This window comes from Micromonospora sp. URMC 105 (assembly GCF_051386295.1).
Taxonomy (GTDB): domain Bacteria; phylum Actinomycetota; class Actinomycetes; order Mycobacteriales; family Micromonosporaceae; genus Micromonospora.
Genome location: NZ_JBPQTL010000016.1, coordinates 59,888 through 78,826, shown reverse-complemented (window position 1 = coordinate 78,826; position 18,939 = coordinate 59,888). Strand labels below are relative to the sequence as shown.

Here is an 18,939-nt window from a genome sequence, read left to right as displayed (position 1 = left end):
CCTCGCCGGCCGCGGAAGCCCCGACACGCGCACAAACGCGTCCGACCCCCGGCGCCGTCAAACCCCGGAAAAAGGGCGATGCCCGGGCAGGTGACCTGCCCGGGCATCGGTGGAGCGCTGATCAGTGGCTCAGGAGAAGCGGACCTTCAGCGAGGTGCCGTCCTGCTCCAGGACACGGATCTTGGTGCCGGTGGCCGGAAGCTTGACGCCGTGGTTCGGCAGCTCCTCGTACCAGTACTTCTGGGTGTCGTCGAACAGCGGCTGCGCGGCCTGGCCCCGGATGTACGAGGGCTGGCTGTTGATGTGCAGCGTGAACGAGTCGGCCTTCTTCAGGCTGAACGGCGCGTCGTAGACCTGGACGCGGGCCCGCCAGGGGTTACCGGTCAGGTTGTAGATCGGCCGCGGGTGCGCGTCGATGATCATGTTCCGACCCTCGCCCGGGTGGACGAACGTGTCGTTGTCGGCCCACCGGAGGTTCCAGTAGGAGATCAGCAGACCCGTCTGGTACGCGTAGTGGTCCACGTAGTCCGGCCGGGTGTTCGCGTAGCCGAAGAAGTACGGGCCGGTCTTCAGGTACTGGTCGTACGAGACGTACGACCGGTTGCCGGCGATGTAGTAGTTGTCGAACTTGCGCTTGTAGGTCTCCTCCACCACGGTGAACCCGTTCAGGGTCCAGCCGGTGGCGCCGGCCTCGGCACCGTCGCTGAGGACGGTCTGCCCGTCGGCGGTGACGGTGATCGCGTCACCGTAGAAGCCACCCGAGGAGACACCACCGTCGGTCTGGTAGCGCAGCCGGAACTGCACGACCTTGCCCGCCGCGGCGTCCATCGGGATGTTGACGTCGACCCAGTTGTCGCCGCTGGAGCCGTCCAGGGCGAAGCGCCCGGGCGAGATCTCCTTGAGGGCCTTGCCGTTGGCCGTACCCGGCAGCGTCGCCCAGGTCTGGCCGTTGTCGGTGGAGGCCTCGAAGAAGAGGTAGTCGTAGTCCTCTTCGATGTTGTAGCGACCCTTCATCGACAGCGCGGCGCTGGTCTTCCCCGTGAGGTCGATGGTCCGCGTCATCGTGGTGTTCAGGTCGTCGTCGTTGCCCGAGAAGAACTGCTTGGTGCCCTCGAACGGCTTGCCGTTCTGGAAGGTGTACTCCCGCTGCGGCAGCACCACGACGGCGGCCTGGGCCTTGGCCGAGTTGTACTCCTGCGGGCCGAGCTCCAGGGTGCGCTGCTGGCCGGCCTTGATGACCTCGTAGTCGAGCCAGCCGAGCTGGAGCTTGTTCCAGGCGCCGAGGTCGCCGCCCCGCTCGCCGATGCCACCGTCGTTCTTGGCGCCGAGCCGGCTCTGGGCCATCAGGGTCCAGTGCTCGTTGTTGTTGTCCCCACCACTGGTGACGTTGTAGTCGTCCGGCAGACCGAGGTCATGGCCGTACTCGTGGTAGAAGACGCTCCGGCCGCCGTTCTCCGGCTGGATGGTGTAGTCACCGATCCACACGCCCGTGTTGCCGATCTGGGTACCGCCGGCCGGGAAGTTGACCGGGCCGGTGTTGCCCTGGTCGGAGGCGAAGGCGTACCAGCGGTGGCTCCAGATGGCGTCCTCACCCTGGTACGGGTCACCGTCGGCCTGGTCGCCGCCGGAGTGGACGATCTGGAAGTGGTCGATGTAGCCGTCCGACTCGTTGAAGTTGCCGTCCGAGTCGAAGTCGTAGCGGTCCCACTCGTCCATCGCCTTGACGTCGGCGGCGATCTCCGCGTCGGAGCGCCCCTGCGCCTTCTGGTCGGCGACCCACTGGTTCGCGGCGTCCCGGACCAGGGCCCAGGTGTTGGTGCAGACGTTCGAGGCGCACGGGTAGCCGTCGGAGCGGCCGTACCGGGCCTCGTTGTACTTCACCTTGACCCAGTTGGTGACCTCGCCCTCGACGCTGTAGCGACCCGAGGACTGGGCCTCGTAGTACTGCTTCAGCGACTCGTCGCCCTGACCCGTTCCGAAGTAGAGCTTGCGGAAGTAGTCAGCGCTGTAGTCGGCCTGCCAGACGGTGGAGTTGTCCACCGCCCGGTTGGGGGCCGGGATCTCGTTGTGCAGCGGCCCGTCGAACCGGGTCGGGCCCGGGGTGTCCGGGTCGGTGTCCTGGTCCGGGTAGTTCGGGTGCCGATCGTTACCGAACTCCGCGAGAATCACGAAGATCTTGTCGGTCCGCTCGCGGGAGAGCTCGACGTACTGGTCCTGCGTCTGGGCGGCAGCCGTGGCCGTACGGGCGGTCTGCCCCTCGGCCTGGGTCTTGCCGACCTTGACGACCGTGCTGCCGTTGATCTTCTGCGCCTTGGTCTTGCCGGTGAGGACCTCGCTCAGGCCCTCCTGGCGCAGCGCCCGCCGCTTGTCTTCCAGCGGGTTGGGCAGATCGTGGTCCTTGTGGGCAGGTTCGGCGACCGACGGGGCGGCCGCCGGCAACTTCGGCGTCGGCGCGGCGCTGGCGGACGTGCCCGTCACCAGACCTGTCGCCGTCAGCGAAAGCCCGAGCAGACCCACTGCGACTTTGCGCACGTGGTACCTCCGGTGTGAGGGAACCGGCCCAACGGGGGTACGGGCCGGTGAAGACGTCCCACTAGTGGGACTGAAGGTGAAGATAGACACTCACGGGACGGCTGTGAAGATGCGTGCGTCGATTTGTTGCAAGATTTTGTTGGCAACGCTTTTCACCGTCACACCCGAGCGGTTCATCAATGCGGATGAGCAGGGCGGATCCGTGAGCGCCACGCCATAGTGACAGATTTCGATCAGATTGCGGGGGGTGCAGAAACAGTGGGGCCGGTGGCGTCAGCGCCACCGGCCCCACTGTTAACAAATTGGTCAGTTGCTGACCTTCACCACCATGTCGTCGGTGGGGTTGGTGCCCTGCTTCAGGATCTCGATCTTGGTGCCGGTGCCGGCCACCTTCACCGAGTTCCACGGGTTGCTGGCGTTCCAGTACTTGTTCGGCCCGCTGTCGGTGAAGAGCGGGTTCGCCTCGAGCGCCGGGACCGTGACCGGGACACCGTTGCGGTGGAAGGTCTGGGCCGGCTTGGCGTACCGGCTGAAGGTCGCGTCGTAGCCGTTGCGGCGGTTGCTGATGGTGCCCACGCCGTCGACCTTGATCTGACCCGGGCGGACGTCCACCGGGAGGTTCAGGCCGTAGCCCGGGTGCTCCGAGGTGTTGTTGTCGCCGTACGCGTAGTTCACGTACCAGACCAGCATGCCCTGGTGGTTGGAGAAGCGCTCCACCCAGTTCGGGCGGGTGGTGGCGAAGCCGTAGTTGTACCCACCGGTCCGCAGCGTGTCGTCGTACCCGACGTAGGTACGGTTCTCCGCGATGTAGAAGCGGGGGTAGGTGGCGGTCACCGAGCCGGTCATCCGGGTGAAGCCCTTGGCGGTCCACGCCGCGTCGAGCGTCTCCGCGTCGTCGGTCCAGACGGCGGAGCCGTTCTTGACCAGCGACACGTTGTCCAGGAACGCGCCGGCGAGGTGCACGCCGCCGTCGGTCTGGTAGCGGTAGCGGAACTGCACGGTCTGCCCGGCGTACGCGGACAGGTCGTAGGCCAGGTCGACCCAGTTGCCACTGGTGGAGCCGTCGACGCCGGTCTCACCGGAGTCGATCGACGAGTTGCTCAGCGGGGCCCAGGTGGCGCCGCCGTTGGTGGACACCTCGGCGTAGAGGTAGTCGTAGTCCTCTTCGATGTCGTACCAGGCCTTGGCGGTGATCGACGCGGACGTCGCACCGGTCAGGTCCAGCTGACGGGTCAGCGTGGTGTTCAGGTCGTCCGCGCTGCCGCCCCACCACTCGTTGGCACCCGCGAACGGGGTGTTGTACGAGGTGGTCTGGGTCTGCGCCGGCAGGTTGACCACCACGGCCTGGGCCTTCGGCCCGTCGCTGTCGCCGGCCGGCCCGAGCGTCACCTGGGTGCTGCCCTTGCCGTACGTGACGGTGGTGTGGTTCAGCCAGCCGAGGTACAGCTTCGACCACGGGTCCATGTAGCCCGGGGTCGACCCGATGTCGTCCTTGCCACGGCTCAGCCACGAGCCGGAGGACATCAGGCTCCAGAAGCCGACGCCGTTGTCGCCGCCGGCGGTGTCGTACAGGTCCGGCAGACCGAGGTCGTGGCCGTACTCGTGGGCGAAGACGCCCAGACCGCCGTTCTCCGGCTCGGTGGTGTAGTCCCGGATCCACATGCCGGTGTCACCGATCTGCACGCCACCGGAGAGGTTGCCCGCCGGACCCGCGGAGCCCGCGAGGTTCGGGAAGGCGGCCCACCGGTGCGACCAGATGGCGTCCTCGCCCTCGGCGCCGCCGCCGGCCTCCTCGCCCTCACCGGCGTGCACCGCCTGGAAGTGGTCGATGTAGCCGTCGGCCTCGTTGAAGTTGCCGTCGCCGTCGAAGTCGTACCGGTCCCAGATGTCGAACTGGGCCAGGTACTGCTTGATCTGGGCCGGGGTCTTCCCCGCCGCGATCTCGGCGTCGTACCAGGAGGTGGCGCTGTCCTTGACGAAGTTCCAGTACCCGTCGGCCTCGGAGATGGCGTTGCTGCCGTACCGCGCCTCGTTGTAGGGCACCTTCACCCAGTCGCTCACGTCACCGTTGACGGTGTAGCGCCCGCCGGACTGCTGGAAGTAGAAGTCCCGCATCGACTCGCCAGGACCGAACATCAGGTCCTGGTAGTGGGCCCGGCTGAAGTCGGACCGCCAGAGCGTGCTGTTGTCGTCGGTGGCGCTGCCGTCCCAGTTGCGGTCCGGCTGGGGGATCTGGTTACGGACCGGGCCGGCAGCTCCACCGGTCCGGGCGTCGGTCTTGTCGCCGAACTCGACCAGCATCGTGAAGATCGGGTCGGTCTTCGGCGCCTTCTGGTACTCGACGAACAGGTCGTCCTTGACCTGGATGACCTTCGAGCCGTTGCGCGTCTGAAGCTTGGCCTTGCCGGAGAGCAGGTCGGCGATCGCCTGCTTGCGGACCTCCCGCTGCTGATCCGCCTTCGGATCCGGGAGGCTGTCCTTGCCGTGCTTCGCCTTGTCGGCGCCGGGGGCGGGCTCCGCCGCCGGGGCGGCGGATGCCGGCGCCGTGACCACACCGGCCGCCAGCAGCGCGGCCGCGGCCGAAGCCAGACCGGCTGTGACTCGTCTCCTCAAAGGTCCTCCTCCTTTGTGGAACTGTTACATGACGGGGACAACCAAGGCCGTCTCTGTCATGTCATGCGTCACTCACCCTGACACGCGTTCACACGATTGTCACGAGGCAATTACCGTAATGGCTGCCCATCATCACGGGGCAAACCGCCCCCAAAACCCCCACGGATCAACCGCAGATTCACGTTACGGTTTGGCCACGATCACCTACAGTGACGGCGATTATGGAGTCCCCAACATGGAGCGCTGGCGTTCACGAAAATGTCACACCGCGTGGCTGAAGCGGGCAGGAGGGCGTAAGAGAGCGGGGCCCGTCCGGAGCAGTGTGCTCCGGGCGGGCCCCGCCGGGTGTCCCCTCAGACGAATCGGGACGGATCAGTTTGCCGGGGTCACGTGGACCGTGGCGTACGAGTTGTCCTTCGCCGTCTGCTTGATGGTGATGGTGACGCCGTAGGCGGCACCCTTGTCGCCCGGGTTGCCCGAGCCCAGCACGGTGAACCCGAGGTTCGTGCCGTACAGGGCCGTGGCCGGGCTGCCGTCCGGGTTGGTGACCCGGGTCGTGTAGGGCACGTTGCCCTTCGACGGGATCACCACGGAGGCGTCGTTGTCCCGGGCGAAGAGCGAGCCGCCCCGCACCTCGATGCCCGGGTACCAGCCCTTGGCGTCGGTGAAGCCCGGCACCGCCGGCTGGGCACCGAAGGTGGTGCAGTACTCGCTGTACGGCTCGTTCGCCGCCTCCAGGCACTCCTTGAAGCCGTACGTGGGCTTGAGGGAGAAGGCCGCGTTGGCGGACTGCGGACGGCTGGGCAGGTTGTCCAGCGTCGACGGGTCCTTGACGGCCGCCTCACCCTGGCGGCGGTACGGGTCGAAGTGCGAGTCGACGATCAGCAGGCCACCCTTGGCGCCGTAGCTGGGCAGCGCGGTCATCTGCGCGGTGACGTGGTTGACGTCGCCCAGCGCGGTGTCCCGGTACCAGACCAGCATGCCCGGCGCGTTGTAGGAGAGCTTGTCGACCTTCCAGGCGTCACGCGAGTACACCGTGTCGTACGCGTACTTCAGGCCGTTGTCGAAGCCGTCGAAGTTGCGCCACTCGGCCAGGTAGTAGTGCGCCTGGTTGGTGGTGCCGCCGTCGATCCGCCAGCCCGGGCCGGTGGTGTCGACGAAGGTGCCGCCGGTCTGGGTCCAGCCGTTGGCCCCGCCCTCGACGTTGTCGCTCCAGGTGGTGGCGCCGCCGCCGGTGACCGAGAAGTCGTCGGCGAACCAGCCGCGCTCCACGAACGCCTCGTCGGTGGCCTGGCGCAGCCGCAGCTGCACCGTCTGCCCGGCGTACGCCGACAGGTCGACGTAGTCGTGCCGCCAGCCGTGGGAGTCACCGGTCAGGCCGTACTTCTTGTTGCCGAAGTCCACCATCCGGCCGTTCGGGTCGGCGTAGCCGTCGTTGGTGCTGACCAGCTTGCCGGTCGAGTCGTAGACCTTCTGCTCGGCCCAGGTCGTGCCACCGTCGGTCGAGACCTCGACGAAGCCGTAGTCCCAGTCCTCCTCGATGACGTAGTTGTTCCACATCCAGAACTTCGCGTCGGCCGCCGCCGGCACCGCCACCGAGCGGGTCAGCTTGATGTCGGCCCAGTCCTGGTCGGCGCCGGTGTACCACATGTTCGCGCCGCTGTGCGGCGTGGCCAGCGTGATCACCTTGTTCGGCAGGTTGACCTTGATGCCGTCCTTGGTGCCGACCGGGGTCCGCGAGGTCTGGCCCAGCTGCACGTCACGCGGGGTGGCGCCCGGGTTGACGTTCAGCGGGTCCGCCCAGCCGAGGACCCACTTGTCCCAGAGGCCCATGTGCGTCGGCAGCGCCTGGAAGATCTCACCCGAGTGCGACCCGGAGGCCATCAGGTCCCAGAAGTCGACGTCCGAGTCGGCGTTGCCGGAGGTGTCGTAGAGGTCCGGCAGGCCCAGGTCGTGACCGAACTCGTGGGCGAAGACACCGACACCGGCGTCCTCGGGCTGCACGATGTAGTTCGAGACCTGCAGGTCGGTGCCCGGAATGGTGTAGCCGCCCGGAACCGACGAGGAGTGCGCCCACACCGCATACACGCCCTCGGCGCCGCCGCCGCGGGACTTGCCCTGGCCGGCGTGCACCAGCACCAGGTGGTCGATCACGCCGTCCGGCTCGAAGACGTTGCCGTCGCCGTCGCGGTCGCCCTGGTCCTCGATGTCGTAGTCGGCCCACGGGAAGTCCGGGTCCGTCTTCGCGAGCGTGTCGACCGCGTCGGTGGCGAGCCGGCCCGCGCCCTGCGGGTTGTCCGGGTGGCCGTTCATCGACTGCTGACGCCCGGCGACCCAGTTGCCGTTCTCGTCCTGGAAGCAGCGCGAGGCCGCGTACCAGCCCTCGGAGTGCGGCACGGTGATCCACGGGCTGGCCTGCCCGTCCACCGTGTACGCGCCCTTGGACATCTCCAGGTACATGTTGTGCATGGTGCGGCCGGCGAGGTTGACGCCCGGCTTGCCGTCCGGCCCGGTCAGGTCCTTGCGGACCCGCTCGGTGATGCCCTCCTTGGTGTAGAGCATCTTGTTGAAGTGCTCGGAGGAGAAGTCCGGCACCCACATCGAGTTGTTGTCCTCGTGCGGCAGGCTGCCCGGGTCCGGGATGTTGTTGTGCTTCGGTCCGTTCTGCACGGTGCCGAGGACACAGCTCCGGTCCTCGAAGACCGTCTTGGGGACCATGACGTCGGTGAAGTCGTCGTTCGCCTGGTCGTTGAACTCCACCAGCAGGGTCAGCAGCTTGGCGGTCTGGGTGCCCTTGGCCTGCTTGATCTGCCGCGGGTTCTTACCCGTCTTGATCGCCTCGGCCTCGGTCTTCGCCAGCTGCCGCGCCGTGACGGGGTTGCCGCGGGCGAACTTGCGGTCGTACGTCCGCGCCTGCTCGACCGCCGGGGCGTGGATGCCACCCTTGCCCTTGACCTCGCGGCCGTCGCTGTCCGGCTGGACGGCCGGCTCGGAGTAGTTGATGTAGAACTCGTCGGCCCCGATCGTGGCCCGGGCGGGGCCGGACGTCTGGGCGGCCGCGCTGCCGGTCACGGTCAGTGACGTGGCAGCGAGGGCGATGGCGGGTAGCGCGACGAGTAGGCGTCGGCGCGACCCGGATTGCGGAAATGTGTTCATGCCGCTCCGTTTCTCGGGCATGGGGAGGGAGGTGCCGGTCGGCGTGCTTCATCGATGTGATGTCCATCGAACCGACCTGACCTGCGTGAAACTAAATGAGAAAGAGAATGAACGACAGGGGTGAGTCGTCTGCTGTGGCCGTTCAGCTTCCCGGCCTCAGCCGACCGACCGATGTGACGCCGGTCGGCACCGTCGGCGCGTACCCGTCAGAAACGACGGTGGGTGACGGTCCGCGCGGACCGTCACCCACAGATCGAAGTACGTTTTCGGTCAGTCCTCGTCGGACTTGCCGCCACCCATCCCGGAGGAGATCAACTCCATCACCGAGGAGTCCTGGAGCGTGGTGACGTCGCCCAGCGAGCGGTGCTCCGCCACGTCCCGCAGCAGCCGGCGCATGATCTTGCCGGAGCGGGTCTTCGGCAGCTCCGGCACCAGCATGATCTGCCGGGGCTTGGCGATCGGGCCGAGCGTCTTGGCCACGTGGTTGCGCAGCTCGGTGATGAGCTGCTCGCCCGCCTCACCGGCGGTGTCCGCGGTGCCGCGCGGGATGGCGAACGCGACGATCGCCTGGCCGGTGGTCGGGTCGGTGGCGCCGACCACCGCCGCCTCGGCCACCGACGGGTGCGACACCAGTGCCGACTCCACCTCCGTGGTGGAGATGTTGTGCCCGGACACCAGCATCACGTCGTCGACCCGGCCGAGCAGCCAGATGTGCCCGTCGTCGTCCTTCTTCGCCCCGTCACCGGCGAAGTACATCCCCTCGAACCGGCTCCAGTACGTCTCGATGAAGCGGTCGTCGTCGCCCCAGATGGTGCGCAGCATCGACGGCCACGGCTCGCGCAGCACCAGGTAGCCACCGCCGCCGTTCGGCACCGACTGGCCCTGGTCGTCGACCACGTCGGCGCTGATGCCCGGCAGCGGGGTCATCGCGGAGCCCGGCTTGGCCGCGGTGACACCGGGCAGCGGCGAGATCATGATCGCGCCGGTCTCGGTCTGCCACCAGGTGTCCACGATGGGCAGCTCACCCCGGCCGACGTGCTGCCTGTACCACATCCAGGCCTCGGGGTTGATCGGCTCGCCGACGCTGCCGAGCAGGCGCAGCGAGGACAGGTCGAAGCCGGCCGGGATGTCCTCGCCCCACTTCATCATCGTGCGGATCAGCGTCGGGGCGGTGTAGAGGATGGTGACCCGGTACTTGTCAACGATCTCCCAGAACCGGCCCTTGTGCGGGGTGTCCGGGGTGCCCTCGTACATCACCTGGGTGGCGCCGTTGGCCAGCGGGCCGTACACGATGTAGGAGTGGCCGGTGACCCAGCCGATGTCGGCGGTGCACCAGTAGACGTCCGTCTCCGGCTTCAGGTCGAACACGGCGTGCGCCGTCCAGGCCGCCTGGGTCAGGTAGCCGCCGGTGGTGTGCAGGATGCCCTTCGGCCGGGCCGTGGTGCCGCTGGTGTAGAGGATGAAGAGCGGGTGCTCGGCGTCGAACGCCTGCGCGGTGTGCTCGGCCGAGGCGGTCTCCACCGTCTCGTGCCACCAGTGGTCCTTCGCCGACCAGGCGACCTCCTCGCCGGTGCGGCGGACCACCAGCACGTGCTCGATCGACGGGCAGTTCGCCACCGCCTCGTCCACCGTCGGCTTCAGCGCCGACGGCTTGCCCCGCCGGTAGCCGCCGTCGGCGGTGATCACCACCTTGGCGCTGGCGTCCTGGATCCGGTTGGTCAGCGCGTCGGCGGAGAAGCCACCGAAGACCACGCTGTGCGTCGCACCGATCCGGGCGCAGGCCAGCATCGCCACCGCGGCCTCCGGCACCATCGGCATGTAGATCGCCACCCGGTCGCCGGCGGTCACGCCCAGTTCGGTCAGCGCGTTCGCCGCCTGGCAGGTCAGCCGGTGCAGGTCCGCGTAGGTGAGAGTGCGGGTGTCACCCGGCTCGCCCTCCCAGTGGATCGCCACCTTGTCGCCGCGACCGGCCTCCACGTGCCGGTCCAGGCAGTTGTACGCCACGTTGAGCCGGCCGCCGACGAACCACTTCGCGAACGGCGGGTTCGACCAGTCGAGCACCTGGTCCCACGGCTTCTCCCAGGCCAGCCGCCCGGCCTGGCGCTCCCAGAAGGCCAGCCGGTCCTCGGCGGCCTCCGCGTACGCGTCGGCGGTGACGTTGGCCTCCGCAGCGAGTGCGGCCGGCGGCGGGAACTGGCGCGTCTCGTTCAGCAGGTTGGCCAATGCCTCGCTCATGCGGTGACTCCTTCTACGGGTGACCTGCGTCGCCTACCCGGCTGAGGGTAATCGCGGGGCGGGGCGCACGCGACAGCCCGGCGGCCGCTCGCGCGCCCAGCGGCCCCCACCGCGCGCCCGACGGCCCACCCCGCCCGCCGGCCCCGCCGGTCCCGCCTCCCGGCCCGCCCCAATTTGCGGCGTGCCGGGGTGTCCGGGCGACTGGTCACCCCGACACGCCGCAAACCGGAGTCGATCATCGAGGCCGGGAGACCTGGCGCGGGTGGCCCGGGTCGCCCTACCGGCGGGTGGCGGCCGGCCGGGCCGGGCGGGTCGCTAGCGTGACAGCGTGACCACCGATCCGCTCGCCCCGCTGCTCGCGCTCGCCGACATCGCCCCCGCCGCCGAGCGGGCCCGCGAGCGGGTCGACGAGGCGCTGCGGCACCGCGCGCTGCGCCGGCACGGCGGCCAGGTCGCGGCCGAGGTCAGCCTCCGGTCCGCGGTGGCCAGCGCGGCCCTGGAGGGGTACGCCCACGAGCGCGAGACCGTTCGTGCCGGCACCGTCACCGAGCCGGTGCTCCAGGGCGCGCTACGGGTGGCCGGGGCGCTGCCCGGGCTGACCGACCTGTGGCCGAAGGCGCCCCGGCAGGCGCTGGCCAAGCTGCACGTGCTCGCCGCCCGCAACGTGGTGAGCGAGGACGAACTGGGCCGCCCGGTGACCGACCCGGTGGTCGGCGCGCGGCTGGACGGCCTCGCCGGGCTGATCGCCGGCGGCACCAAGGTCCCGCCGCTGGTGCTGGCCGCCGTCGTACACGGCGAACTGCTGAACCTGCGCCCGTTCGCCGGCCCGTCCGGCGTGGTGGCCCGTGCGGCCGCCCGGCTGGTGCTGATGTCCAGCGGCTTCGACCCGCGCGGGCTGGTCGCCGTCGACGTCGGGCACCGGGAGCGGGAACCGGAGTACGTCGGCTCGGCCGGCGCGTTCGCCACCGGCACCCCGGACGGGCTGCGCTCCTGGCTGCGGCACTACATGTCGGCCGTCGAGGTGGGCGCCGAGCAGCTTTCCGTCATCGGCGACGAGGTCCTCGCCGCCTCCTGACCTCCGGGCCTGCCGGCTTCGGGGCTTCCCGGCCTCGGGGCCTCGCGGCTTCGGCCGCCCGGCTTCGGAGCCTCGCGGCTTCAGGGCCTGTCGGCTTCGTCGCCGGCGAAAAGGGTGTGGTCAGGCGACCGGGGCGACCTTGGCGCGGCGGTGCCGGCCGTACCAGGCGATGCCGATGGCCACTCCCACGCCGACACCGAGCGCCGCCGCGGCCACCGGCACGGCCGGGCGCTCCCGCAGCCGGCGGCCCAACGGGATCGGGTGCCGGAACTCCAGCACCGGCCAGCCGTTCTCCACCGCGAGCTTGCGCAGCGCCCGGTCCGGGTTGACCACGCTGGGGTGCCCGACGCACTCCAGCAGCGGACGGTCGCTGTACGAGTCGGAGTAGGCGTAACAGTCGCTCAGGTCGTACCCGCGCGCGGTGGCCAGCTCGCCGACCGCGTCGACCTTGCTCGGGCCGGCGGCGTAGAACTCCACCTCGCCGCTGTAGCGCCCGCCCTCGACCGTCATCCGGGTGGCGATCACGTCGGTCACGCCCAGCAGTGCCCCGATCGGCCGGACCATCTCCTCGCCGGAGGCGGAGACCAGCACGACGTCCCGGCCGGCGGCCTGGTGCTCCTCGATGAGCGCGGCGGCCTCGGCGTACACGTAGGGGTTGATCAGTTCGTGCAGTGTCTCCGCGACGATCTGGCGGACCTGTTCCACCTGCCAGCCCTTGCAGAGCGTGGCGAGGTAGTCCCGGGTTCGGGCCATGGTCTGCTCGTCGGTGCCGCCCAGCCGGAACATCAGCTGCGCGTACGCCGACTTGACCACGTCACGCCGAGTGATCAGCCCGTCCCGGTAGAACGGCCGACCGAACGCCAGGGCGCTCGACTTGGCGATGACGGTCTTGTCCAGATCGAAGAAAGCGGCACTTCGGCCCACGGCGCGAAAGTCTAGCCCGATGGTCTATGGTCGGCGGGTGCCCGGGGTCACCAGCCCCTCCGACCTGCGGGTAAGCCGTTACAACCCCTGCTCTACGTGACGGCTATCACACACCGTGGTCACATTTTCGCAGTGAGTGGGGTCGACACCACTCGACGTGAACACTCTGCTCGGGCATGCTTGTCCTCACGACGAGTATTCGTATCTCGGACAACACAACTCGCAGGCCCTCGGCGGTTGCACCCCCCGTGACCGCTGAGTGGGTTCGGCTCAACCCCCCCGGAGCCGAACCTCCCGACGACCCCCGTCTCCCCCCGACGGGGGTCGTCCCTTTGCGGGGTAAGCGCTCCAGCCCAGCTCACAGACCCTCCTCGCCTTCATCCAACGCGCTCTCAGAAGGTGTTGCCGGGTCCAGAGTCAGCAAATCGTCAGCAGGTAGCGTGAAGGCATCCAAGATCCGGGCGGCATAGTCGGCCGGGGTGTGCGTATAACGATCCAGGGTCGTCGACGCCTGCTCGTGGCCCATGACCCGCTGCACCAGGTTGATCGGGACGCCGTCCGTGACCAGCCAGGTGGCGTAGGCGTGCCGCAGGTCGTGGAACCGCATCCCGCCGGCGGCCTTCGCTGCCACGCAGGCGACGGCCTCCCGCTCGGTGGTGAACTCCGCCGACCACTCGACGCCCTCCCGGTCGGGCCAGACGGCGCGGTACCGGTGCGGGCCGGTGTTGACGACCTGGCCGAGCAGTCCGGCGCGGACCAGCGAGGGCAGCCAGACCCGGCGGCGGAAGTTCGACCGGCGCAGTGGGCGACCGACCCGGTCACGGAACACCAGCGTTCGCGGGTCGGGATCACCGGCGTGAGTTCGCAGCCGACGCAGCGCGGACACCAGGAAGCCCGGCAGAGGCACGGTCCGCACGCCAGCGCGGCTCTTCGGGTACGGGCGGAGCAGAATGCCGCCGTGGGTCTCTTCGGCGACCTGGACCACGCGCAGCACGGCGCGATCGAGGTCTACCGACGACCAGGGCAATCCGGCGCACTCGCCCCAGCGCAGGCCCGCCCCGGCGGCAGCGCAGACGATTCCCCGGTGACGGGCGGGGACGACTGGTAGCAGCTTGCCGAAGAAGATCTCCCGGCTGATCGTGACCGGCTTGACGTCCCGCGACCGATCGCGCGGGAGCTTCACCCCCTCGGCGGGGTTGGTGACGATCAGCCGTGCCTGCACGGCCGTGCGGAGGATCATCGACAGGAGTTGGTAGCACTTGGCGACCGTGGTTGGGGCAAGCTCGCGGCTCAGACTCGTCACCCACTCCTGCACCGACATGAAGTCGACCTGCCCGAGCGGCCAGTCACCCCACTTGGGCAGCACATGAGCTCGGAGCATGGAGACGGTCCGCTCGGCGGTCCGAGCCTCCACGGTCCTGGTGGCGAGCCACTGCTGGGCGAAGTCGCCGAAGCGGGTCCGGCCCGCGTGGGGGTCGACGTACGTGCCTCGACTGAGCGCGGCTTCCGTTTGAGCCAGGAAGGTGCTTGCCTCCTTCTTGGTGCGGAAGGTCTTTGCCTTTTGCCGTCCCGTCGCGTCGCGCCAGTTGGCGCGATAGGTGCCAGCGGGAGTCTTGACGACGTAGCCCATCAGCGCCCCCGGCCGTGCTCGGTGCCAGTGGCGGCGGGTTGCTCGGTGACACCATCGAGCCATGCGTGGAACCGGTTGCGGGGGATCAGCCAGCGACCACCCAGGCGGGTCGCCGGGATGGTGCCGTCGCGGACCAGGGCGTAGGTGCTGCCCAGCGAGAGGCCGAGCAGCTTGGCGACCTCCCGGACGGTGTAGGTGACGGGCTCGACGACGACCGCCCCGGTGCGAGGGACGAGCCTGACGACCGAGCTGGGACGGGCGGTGGTGCTCATGATGGGTGACCTCCTCAGGTCTGTCGGGTCAAGCAGCAGCCGGCACCGTGCCGGCCGGGGTGGCGCTGAGCTCGTGGGCGAGTTCTTCGCGGCCGGTGGTTCGTCGCTCTCGGGCCATGGCGGCGGCGGTGTTGGCGAGGAGGGCGTCTCCTGAGGTGTGCCAGCCGACGCCGGCGAAGGTGAGGGTGCCGACGATGAGGGTGGTGTCCTCGCCGACCTGGTCGACGGACTGACCGCTGGCGGCGGGGTGCTCGTGGGCCTGGTCTTCGTGCCGCCGGTATGCGATGCGGGTGTCGCGTAGGAGTTGGAAGGTCACGGAGTAGCGGCGGCCCTTGGTGAGGAAGTGGCCGCCGTAGCCGAGCATGTGTGCCCACCGGCGCAGCCGGGCGTACGGGTTGGACGTCGCTGGTTTCGCCGGTTGAGTGTCAAGGGCGGCTTGACGGTGGGCGATGCAGGTGGGGCAGGCGGGGTAGCGGGTGTGGGTGCCGCAGTCGGGGCACTGCCAGCGCTCGACGAAGCCAGGCCGGGGCCGTGGATCACGGGGCCGTTCCGAGAGCGGCACAGGCGTGTGGGTGGGTCGGCCAATACGCCAGCAGGCGTCGATGAGGCGGGCGGTGTGGTCGCCGTCGGGGTCGGCGTAGTCCCCGATCGTGTCGGCGGTCAGGCGGGTGGAGGTGTGCCCGGTGGCCTCGGTGCTTTTGGTGGCGTACTTGGCAAGGTAACCGGCGACCATGCCATCGGTGACCTCACCCGTGCCGTCGGTGGCGATCGGTTCCAGGTCGACCTGCTCGCCCCAGGCGATGAGCCAGCCGTCGGGCCGGTCCGGGTGCGGCGGGGTGTGGAAGCCGATCTGTGTGGCGGCGTGCCGGAGCGCGTCGATGAGGTCGGCGACGGTGAACCCGGCCGGTGGGGGAACCACCTTGTCGGGGTCGCAGCCGTCGATGCCGTCGAGGCGGGCGATGGCGTGGAAGTGGACCGCTCCCCGGGCTTGCAGCTCGGCGACCTTCCCCGGCGACAGCCGTACTGGCGCCACCTTGCGCGTCTTGCCGGAGGCGGTGACAACCTGCACTTTGGGGATGCCGCGTCGGCGGGCGAGTTTGGTCAGCCAGCGTTCCGCGGCTTGTTTGGTGCGGTGCCACAGCTCGCCGGAGAAGATGTTCCACACGACCTGGTGGTCGTGGTCGTAACAGTCCAGGCACAGCGGCTGCCCGAGCGCGGCGTCCCCGGCTTCGTGGCGGGCCCAGCAGACGGCAGGACGACCGTGGGGGCAGACGCCGACATCGCGGCGGGCATGGCAGGGCTCAGCCCGGCAGTCGCAGCGGCGGCGGTTGCCGCAGGTGTGCCGCTTGACCACCCGGGCGTGAACCGGCCCGAACGACGGCGCGGTGAACGTCGCGAACACCGCCGGATGCGAGGCGACCGACTCGGGGACACCCTTGCCGCCGACCAGGCCAGCGCGCAGGAGTTGGAACGCGTCGCGTTGGTACGTCTGCGCACATGACGGGCAGACCCTCGATCGGCGGTTGCCGCAGGCGGTGTAGATGGCGGAGTCGGGCATGTCGTCGGTGCGCCGCTGGTCCAGCACTCGGCCGGTGCCCTGCTCGACGGTGAGAATCTGGCCGGCGAGGCGGATGGGGCGGGTGCAGCCGGCGGCGGCGCGGACGTGTTCCAGCCAGCCGAAGTAGTCGGGGCGGGTGGCGCGTGCGAAGGCGGAGCCGGCGGCGGTGTAGTCGTAGACGGGGGCGATGGTGTCGGCGTTCGAGCCCACACCCCGGGCCGAAGCTCGGGGTGTGAGGTCCAGCGTCGAGGCCATCAGCCGTCGACCTCGGTGAGGTGGCGGGTGGTGATGGTGCGTTCGGTGACGATGACCCGGCAGGCGCCGCACTGGCGCTTGGCCGGCTCGTGCCGATGGCAGGGAACCTGGACGGCCTGTCCGCCGCAACGGACGGTGACCGGTGCCCGGCAGGGCCCGCCGGGGATGACGTCGACGAGCGTCCGGCGGATGTCGAACGGGTGAGGCTCCGGCTCGGCGGGGCAGGTGTGCATGATCTGCTCGATGTCGACGAGGTAGATGGTCATCGGGCACCACCGGCGATGGTGGTCAGAAGTTGCCCGGCGACGGCCGGGGTGACGTCGAGCCGGTCGGCCAGCTCGCCCGGGGTGATGGGTTGACCGGTGGCCTGTTCGTGCTGCACTGCCGCGAAGCGGGCCGGGGGCAGCAGGTGAGTAGGGATGGTGACGGGCTCCGGGGCCTGCGTGGTGACAGGTTCCGGCTCGACGGCCGGGGTCGGCGCGGGGGCCGGGGTGATGGCAGCGGGCGGCTCGGTGATGACTTGCTCGGCCACCTGGACCCGGATCGGCTCGGCTGGCTCGGCGGCGGGCGTGTTGTCCTCCGGCGTGGGTGCCGGTGCGAGGACAAGTTTCACCAGGGCCATGAACGCCAGGGCGGGGACGGCCGAGAGGAGCCAGCCGGAGATGCCCGGCTTGGCGACGGCGAGTTGCGCGGCCAGTGATAGGCCGGCGGCTGCGATGAGCAGGAACAGCGGGTAGCCGATGGGTGCGCCGGTGCGGCGGCGTCGGCGGATGGTCAGTAGGCAGGCGATGGGGACGAGTTCGGAGATGACGGCGTTGGCCCAGCCGAACCAGGCCCCGGTCCCGGCGGGGGAGTTGGCGAGGGTCCAGTCCTTGACGTGGGTGAACGAGGCGGCTCCGGCGAAGCCGGCGACGGTGAGCAGGATGAGGACCAGGACGACGCCTTCCAGGCGGGTGCCGCTGGTGGGGCTAGTGCTGGTCATGGCCGGTCACCTCCGGTCGGCGGTGTGGGGTGGGGTAGAGGTCGATGACGCCCAGGCAGTGGGCGCAGAGCACGGGGATCAGGCCGACGGCGGCCATCCGGTTGCGGAAGCAGGCCAGGCAGGTGAAGTCGGACGGGAAGAGTCCGTCGCCGTCGCAGCCGCCGCAGATGTCCAGGCATTCGGGGCAGGGCCGGTAGACCGGGCCGAGGACGTCGTGGACGCCGGCGGGCATGTTGGCCTGGATGCAGAACCGGCAGTCGTCACCGGCCATCGCTGGTCACCTCCCCGGCGGTGACGATGCGTTCTTCGGCGATGAGGCCGGCGAGTCCGACGCGGATGCCGTTGCAGGTGGCGCAGTGCTCGCCGTCGGCGGCGGTGCAGTCGGTGAGGTGGGCTTCGTGGATGATGCGCAGCGATTCGGCGTAGTAGCCGGAGAGGAAGCGTTCGAAGGACAGCTCGCCCCGGGCGGCGAAGTCACCGGCGATGGCGGTCACGACGTAGCCGTCGGGGGTCATCCGCTCTTGAGCGGCGAGGTTGATGAGGGCGGTGGTCATCGGTGGCCTCCGTGGCAGTCGAGGCAGCAGCCGTAGCGGCGGGGGATGTAGTAGGGCTGCACCAGGCCGCAGACACCGCAGGTGCGGCGGGCGCGAAGTGCCTTGGCGATGGCGTCGCGCTGGGCGGGGGTGGCGGTGCGTTTGGGTGCGGCGAGGGAGACCCGGTAGAGGTAGGCGACGCGCTTGCCGCGTCTCCACAGCAGTTGCGCGACGGGTTCGTGTCCTGCGGGTCGCAGGCCGGCGGCGCGCAGTTGCCGGCGGGTGGCCAGGCCTTCGGGGGCCATGCGGTAGGGGTAGGTGGGCATGCCGTAGCGGGTGCCGGTCGGGTCGTAGAAGGTGGCGGTCATGGCCGGTCTCCCCAGCGCTGCTGGGCGGCTTGGCGGGTGATGCCGAGCCGCTGACCGATTTCGGCCCAGGAGTAGCCGAAGGCCCGCAGGCCGACGACGGCTTCACCGATGGCCTGGTCGATGACGGCGGAGAGGGCGACGAGGTCGCGGAGGGCTTCGACGTCACCGGTGGCGACGCGGCGGCCGTGGGCGCGGATGATGCGCTGGGCGAAGGCGGCGAATTCGTCGTTCTCGACGACGTGCCGGTGCTTGAGTTGCTGCCCGAACGGCGTCAAGGGCTTCTTGACGGTGTTCATGCGGGCACCGCCTGCCGGTCGTGGTGGTTGTCCCACGTGGTGGCGGCGGCGGTGAGGGTGTTGATGACCTGCTCGGCGGTGCGGTCGGGTTGATCGTTCCAGTCGCCGATCTCGGGGTGGGGGAAGTCGTTGTCACCAGTGGGCGGGTAGAGCAGGTCGAGGTGAGCGAGGAGGGCGTCTTCGGCGTTCTTGTAGTCGACCCACTCGGGCAGGAGGAAGGAGTCCTCCGGGAGGCGGCGGCCGAACGCGGCGATGGCGATGGCGCCCATGGCGCAGGCCGGCGGGGTGGGGTTGGGCTGCACCGAAATGCCGTCAGTGGTGTCGTCGGCGTAGTAGGTGCCCTGGGTCCAGCCGTGCCGGCTGATGTAGAGGGCGGCACCGCGCAGGATGACCGCCGGGGTGACCTCGACGGCGGACGGATTCTGGGTAGCCTTCATGGAAGCCACGTCCTTTCGAGAAGGGGCTTGGTCGGTGGTCGGCAGGACCGGCGATTGCTGGCAGGCGTCGGTC

Annotated in this window: 16 protein-coding genes; 1 reads left to right on the top strand and 15 read right to left on the bottom strand. The window is 69.5% G+C overall.

All coding sequences use genetic code 11. The features are described from left to right. Positions 1 to 129: 129 nt before the first annotated feature. The 4 genes from ACSNN7_RS08440 to acs all read right to left on the bottom strand — a co-directional run bounded on the left by ACSNN7_RS08440 (position 130) and on the right by acs (position 10,536). The gene (locus tag ACSNN7_RS08440; protein WP_436680109.1) at positions 130 to 2,517 is read right to left on the bottom strand and encodes an immune inhibitor A domain-containing protein; all 2,388 of its coding nucleotides are present in this window, start codon (positions 2,515 to 2,517) and stop codon (positions 130 to 132) included. 321 nt (positions 2,518 to 2,838) lie between these two features. After that, on the bottom strand, positions 2,839 to 5,145 hold the full coding sequence (locus ACSNN7_RS08435; protein ID WP_436680108.1) for an immune inhibitor A domain-containing protein: 2,307 nt from the start codon (positions 5,143 to 5,145) through the stop codon (positions 2,839 to 2,841). Between the two features lie 372 nt (positions 5,146 to 5,517). Next, positions 5,518 to 8,301, bottom strand: a complete 2,784-nt coding sequence (locus tag ACSNN7_RS08430) for an immune inhibitor A domain-containing protein (protein WP_436680107.1) — start codon at positions 8,299 to 8,301, stop codon at positions 5,518 to 5,520. Between the two features lie 270 nt (positions 8,302 to 8,571). Beyond that, the gene (gene acs, locus ACSNN7_RS08425; RefSeq protein WP_436680106.1) at positions 8,572 to 10,536 is read right to left on the bottom strand and encodes an acetate--CoA ligase; all 1,965 of its coding nucleotides are present in this window, start codon (positions 10,534 to 10,536) and stop codon (positions 8,572 to 8,574) included. Positions 10,537 to 10,864: 328 nt separating this feature from the next. Here acs and ACSNN7_RS08420 point away from each other — a divergent pair, with 328 nt between their 5' ends. Continuing rightward, positions 10,865 to 11,611, top strand: coding sequence for an oxidoreductase (locus ACSNN7_RS08420; RefSeq protein ID WP_436680105.1), 747 nt, complete (start codon positions 10,865 to 10,867; stop codon positions 11,609 to 11,611). 120 nt (positions 11,612 to 11,731) lie between these two features. On the opposite strand, the gene ACSNN7_RS08415 is transcribed toward ACSNN7_RS08420, so the two are convergent. From ACSNN7_RS08415 to ACSNN7_RS08365, 11 genes are all read right to left on the bottom strand, one after another. Further along, positions 11,732 to 12,535 carry an HAD family hydrolase gene (locus tag ACSNN7_RS08415; protein ID WP_436680104.1) on the bottom strand — a complete coding sequence of 268 codons (804 nt, stop codon included), beginning with the start codon at positions 12,533 to 12,535 and terminating at the stop codon, positions 11,732 to 11,734. Positions 12,536 to 12,893: 358 nt separating this feature from the next. Then, positions 12,894 to 14,165 (bottom strand): tyrosine-type recombinase/integrase, encoded by a 1,272-nt coding sequence (locus tag ACSNN7_RS08410; RefSeq protein WP_436680103.1) that lies wholly within the window; start codon positions 14,163 to 14,165, stop codon positions 12,894 to 12,896. Continuing rightward, positions 14,165 to 14,437 carry a helix-turn-helix domain-containing protein gene (locus tag ACSNN7_RS08405; RefSeq protein WP_436680102.1) on the bottom strand — a complete coding sequence of 91 codons (273 nt, stop codon included), beginning with the start codon at positions 14,435 to 14,437 and terminating at the stop codon, positions 14,165 to 14,167. The genes ACSNN7_RS08410 and ACSNN7_RS08405 overlap by 1 nt, the downstream gene beginning before the upstream one ends. A 28-nt stretch (positions 14,438 to 14,465) precedes the next feature. Then, positions 14,466 to 16,250 (bottom strand): replication initiator, encoded by a 1,785-nt coding sequence (locus ACSNN7_RS08400; RefSeq protein ID WP_436680101.1) that lies wholly within the window; start codon positions 16,248 to 16,250, stop codon positions 14,466 to 14,468. Further along, the gene (locus ACSNN7_RS08395) at positions 16,250 to 16,516 is read right to left on the bottom strand and encodes a hypothetical protein (RefSeq protein ID WP_436680100.1); all 267 of its coding nucleotides are present in this window, start codon (positions 16,514 to 16,516) and stop codon (positions 16,250 to 16,252) included. The genes ACSNN7_RS08400 and ACSNN7_RS08395 overlap by 1 nt, the downstream gene beginning before the upstream one ends. Beyond that, on the bottom strand, positions 16,513 to 17,232 hold the full coding sequence (locus ACSNN7_RS08390) for a hypothetical protein (protein WP_436680099.1): 720 nt from the start codon (positions 17,230 to 17,232) through the stop codon (positions 16,513 to 16,515). Before ACSNN7_RS08390 ends, ACSNN7_RS08395 begins: the two co-directional genes overlap by 4 nt. Next, a complete protein-coding gene (locus ACSNN7_RS08385; RefSeq protein ID WP_436680098.1) occupies positions 17,219 to 17,503 on the bottom strand; it encodes a hypothetical protein in 285 nt (94 codons plus the stop codon). Before ACSNN7_RS08385 ends, ACSNN7_RS08390 begins: the two co-directional genes overlap by 14 nt. Next, the gene (locus tag ACSNN7_RS08380; protein WP_436680097.1) at positions 17,493 to 17,786 is read right to left on the bottom strand and encodes a hypothetical protein; all 294 of its coding nucleotides are present in this window, start codon (positions 17,784 to 17,786) and stop codon (positions 17,493 to 17,495) included. The genes ACSNN7_RS08385 and ACSNN7_RS08380 overlap by 11 nt, the downstream gene beginning before the upstream one ends. After that, the gene (locus ACSNN7_RS08375) at positions 17,783 to 18,133 is read right to left on the bottom strand and encodes an RRQRL motif-containing zinc-binding protein (RefSeq protein ID WP_436680096.1); all 351 of its coding nucleotides are present in this window, start codon (positions 18,131 to 18,133) and stop codon (positions 17,783 to 17,785) included. The genes ACSNN7_RS08380 and ACSNN7_RS08375 overlap by 4 nt, the downstream gene beginning before the upstream one ends. Continuing rightward, positions 18,130 to 18,429: a hypothetical protein gene (locus ACSNN7_RS08370; RefSeq protein WP_436680095.1), complete on the bottom strand. Its 300-nt coding sequence runs from the start codon at positions 18,427 to 18,429 to the stop codon at positions 18,130 to 18,132. The genes ACSNN7_RS08375 and ACSNN7_RS08370 overlap by 4 nt, the downstream gene beginning before the upstream one ends. Then, complete coding sequence (locus ACSNN7_RS08365) at positions 18,426 to 18,866, bottom strand: DUF6197 family protein (protein ID WP_436680094.1); 441 nt, start codon at positions 18,864 to 18,866, stop codon at positions 18,426 to 18,428. The genes ACSNN7_RS08370 and ACSNN7_RS08365 overlap by 4 nt, the downstream gene beginning before the upstream one ends. Positions 18,867 to 18,939 lie beyond the last annotated feature (73 nt).

Excerpts from the sequence above, each read along its gene's own strand:
- ACSNN7_RS08380 (WP_436680097.1), bottom strand. The coding sequence starts at position 17,786 with ATGACCACCGCCCTCATCAACCTCGCCGCTCAAGAGCGGATGACCCCC.
- ACSNN7_RS08375 (WP_436680096.1), bottom strand. The coding sequence starts at position 18,133 with ATGACCGCCACCTTCTACGACCCGACCGGCACCCGCTACGGCATGCCC.
- ACSNN7_RS08395 (WP_436680100.1), bottom strand. The coding sequence starts at position 16,516 with ATGACCATCTACCTCGTCGACATCGAGCAGATCATGCACACCTGCCCC.
- acs (WP_436680106.1), bottom strand. The coding sequence starts at position 10,536 with ATGAGCGAGGCATTGGCCAACCTGCTGAACGAGACGCGCCAGTTCCCG.
- ACSNN7_RS08370 (WP_436680095.1), bottom strand. The coding sequence starts at position 18,429 with ATGAACACCGTCAAGAAGCCCTTGACGCCGTTCGGGCAGCAACTCAAG.
- ACSNN7_RS08400 (WP_436680101.1), bottom strand. The coding sequence starts at position 16,250 with ATGGCCTCGACGCTGGACCTCACACCCCGAGCTTCGGCCCGGGGTGTG.
- ACSNN7_RS08430 (WP_436680107.1), bottom strand. The coding sequence starts at position 8,301 with ATGAACACATTTCCGCAATCCGGGTCGCGCCGACGCCTACTCGTCGCG.
- ACSNN7_RS08405 (WP_436680102.1), bottom strand. The coding sequence starts at position 14,437 with ATGAGCACCACCGCCCGTCCCAGCTCGGTCGTCAGGCTCGTCCCTCGC.
- ACSNN7_RS08410 (WP_436680103.1), bottom strand. The coding sequence starts at position 14,165 with ATGGGCTACGTCGTCAAGACTCCCGCTGGCACCTATCGCGCCAACTGG.
- ACSNN7_RS08365 (WP_436680094.1), bottom strand. The coding sequence starts at position 18,866 with ATGAAGGCTACCCAGAATCCGTCCGCCGTCGAGGTCACCCCGGCGGTC.
- ACSNN7_RS08385 (WP_436680098.1), bottom strand. The coding sequence starts at position 17,503 with ATGGCCGGTGACGACTGCCGGTTCTGCATCCAGGCCAACATGCCCGCC.
- ACSNN7_RS08390 (WP_436680099.1), bottom strand. The coding sequence starts at position 17,232 with ATGACCAGCACTAGCCCCACCAGCGGCACCCGCCTGGAAGGCGTCGTC.